Here is a 2,631-nt window from a genome sequence, read left to right as displayed (position 1 = left end):
AAGCTCCAGGCCGCAGTCGTGTAACCGCATCGATCAGGACCATGGCCGGCAGCTCGCCGCCAGACAGTACATAGTCGCCAATCGACCACTCTTCATCGACATGAGCTTCAATAAAACGCTCGTCAATGCCTTCATAGCGGCCGGCAATCAGGATCAATGCATCCGATTGTGCCAACTCGCGTACCGCCGACTGATTCAGTTGACGGCCTTGGGGGGACAGGTAAATCACCTTCGCCGCCTCCCCGGCTGCTGCCTTGGCCTGAGCCAGAGCATCTTCCAGGGCTTGATCTTCATCACCATGCCCGGACCACCGCCAAACGGGCGATCGTCCACAGTGTGATGCCGATCCGTCGTGTAATCTCGCGGATTCCAACAGGTCAGCTGCAAGAGCCCCTGTTTGACCGCACGACTGGTGATGCCGTAGTCGCCGATGGCGGAAAACATCTCGGGAAACAAACTGATCACTTCTACGCGCAAGTTAGCCACGCTTAGAAGTCCGCGTCCCAATCCACCTTCATCTCGCCCGCTGCCAGGTCGATGGCCAACACGCATTGCTCCGTATAGGGCAACAGGCGTTCGCGATCATCCAGGCTGCCAGCGCAAGGCTTGACGACCATTACATCATTGGCGCCGGTTTCCAGAAGATGATCGATTTTCCCGAGCAATTGCCCAAGGGTGTCGATGACCTTCAGACCTTCCAGCTGGTACCAGTAGTACTCACCGTCGGTCAATTCAGCGAACAGATTGCGCGGCACGCAGATCTCATAACCGGCCAGAAGACGAGCTTCTTCACGATCATCAAGACCCTTGAGCTTTGCGACCAGGAACTTGTCGCTCCCGCGTCCACTGACCAGCTCGACCTGTTTGACATTGCCTTCGCGCTTGAGCGTCCAGGTTTTGTACTGCAACAGGTTTTCAGTCGGATCAGTAAAGGAATAAACCTTCACTTCGCCGCGAACGCCATGAACAGAATAAATTTTGCCAATAACGATCAAATCATCGGCAACAGCAGGCGTCGCGTTCATATTGCTCAGGCCGCAGCCTTTGCAGATTCCTTCAGCAACTGAGCAACACGCTCAGAAGGCTGTGCACCAACGCTCAGCCAGTAGGCTACGCGCTCTTGGTTCACGGACAGACGGATTTCCTGACCACGGGCAACAGGGTTGAAGAAACCAACCTGTTCTTTGTGGGAGCCGTCACGCGGGTTACGCGAGTCGGTTACGGTCAGGTGGTAAAACGGGCGCTTTTTGGAGCCGCCAACGGCAAGACGGATTGTTAGCATATGTACATCGTTCCTGTAGTCGGTGCTGCAAATCTAAATGCACAGCGGGCATGGGTGCCCGAAAGGCCGCATATTCTAAGGAATATCCGGACTTTTGCAAATGACTTTTTCCGGCGCCTGTGGCATGCCGTGCAGATCTGCATATAGAGCCGTCGATGAAAACGGCCAGTCAGCTCCCGCCGAGTGCGGGTTTGCTGTTGATCCTGCGTCCTTGCAGGGTCTGCGCCGGTGCGACGACCGGCGCGGATTCTTTACATTTTCGGCATGCCGCCGCCGGGCAACATTCCGCCCATGCCGCGCATCATTTTCGCCATTCCGCCTTTGGCGGTGAATTTCTTCATCATCTTCTGCATCTGCTTGTGCTGCTTGATCAAGCGACCGATGTCCTGCACCTGAGTGCCGGAGCCCATGGCGATCCGGCGTTTGCGCGAACCGCTGATCAGCTCAGGGTCGCGGCGCTCGGCCGGGGTCATGGAATTGATGATGGCTTCCATCTGCTTGAACTGTTTCTCTGCGGCGTTCTGGGCATTGCCCATTTGCGACAGGTTGACGCCACCGATGCTCGGCAGTTTGTCCATGAGGCCACCGAGGCCGCCCATATTCTTCATCTGTTGCAGCTGATCGCGGAAGTCTTCGAGGTCGAAGCCCTTGCCCTTCTTCAGCTTCTTGGCCAGTTTGTCGGCCTTGTCCTTGTCGAGGGTCGCTTCGGCCTGTTCGATCAGGCTGAGCACGTCGCCCATGCCGAGAATGCGCGAGGCGATACGCTCAGGGTGGAACGGGTCGAGCGCTTCGCTCTTCTCGCCCATACCGATGAACTTGATCGGCTTGCCGGTGATGGCGCGTACCGACAATGCGGCACCGCCACGGGCGTCGCCGTCGACCTTGGTCAGGATCACACCGGTCAGCGGCAGAGCATCACCGAAGGCCTTGGCCGTGTTGGCGGCGTCCTGACCGGTCATGGCGTCGACCACGAACAGGGTTTCGACCGGGTTGATCGCGGCGTGCACCCCCTTGAAATCCACCAACATCTCATCGTCGAAGTGCAGACGACCGGCGGTGTCGACGATGACCACGTCGATGAATTTCAGTTTTGCTTCTTTAATAGCCGCGGTGGCGATGTCGACCGGCTTCTGGCTCAGGTCGGACGGGAAGAACGTCACGCCGATGTCATTGGCCAGGGTTTCCAGCTGTTTAATCGCCGCTGGACGGTAAACGTCCGCCGACACGACCATGACCGACTTCTTCTTGCGCTCTTTAAGGAAGCGCGCCAGTTTGCCGGCGGTGGTGGTTTTACCCGCACCTTGCAGACCGGCCATCAGAATGACGGCAGGTGGCACGGCACTCAGGTT

The 2,631-nt window shown here is 57.5% G+C and carries 3 protein-coding genes and 1 pseudogene; all 4 read right to left on the bottom strand.

Annotated elements, in window-relative coordinates:
* A pseudogene (gene trmD / locus ACIPIZ_RS29565) lies at positions 1–444 on the bottom strand (tRNA (guanosine(37)-N1)-methyltransferase TrmD); the annotation flags it as partial.
* A 44-nt stretch (positions 445–488) separates the two neighbouring features.
* A complete protein-coding gene (gene rimM / locus ACIPIZ_RS29560) occupies positions 489–1,025 on the bottom strand; it encodes a ribosome maturation factor RimM (protein ID WP_064393256.1) in 537 nt (178 codons plus the stop codon).
* Between the two features lie 5 nt (positions 1,026–1,030).
* Positions 1,031–1,282, bottom strand: a complete 252-nt coding sequence (gene rpsP / locus ACIPIZ_RS29555) for a 30S ribosomal protein S16 (protein WP_401169049.1) — start codon at positions 1,280–1,282, stop codon at positions 1,031–1,033.
* A gap of 251 nt (positions 1,283–1,533) precedes the next feature.
* A partial coding sequence (locus tag ACIPIZ_RS29550; protein ID WP_401169046.1) for a signal recognition particle protein occupies positions 1,534–2,631 on the bottom strand: 1,098 nt, incomplete at its 5' end.

The sequence above is a fragment of the Pseudomonas sp. NPDC087690 genome (genome assembly GCF_044743175.1).
In the GTDB taxonomy this organism is placed as follows: domain Bacteria; phylum Pseudomonadota; class Gammaproteobacteria; order Pseudomonadales; family Pseudomonadaceae; genus Aquipseudomonas.
Note: the sequence above shows the minus strand (reverse complement) of the source record. Positions and strands in the feature narration are given on the sequence as shown.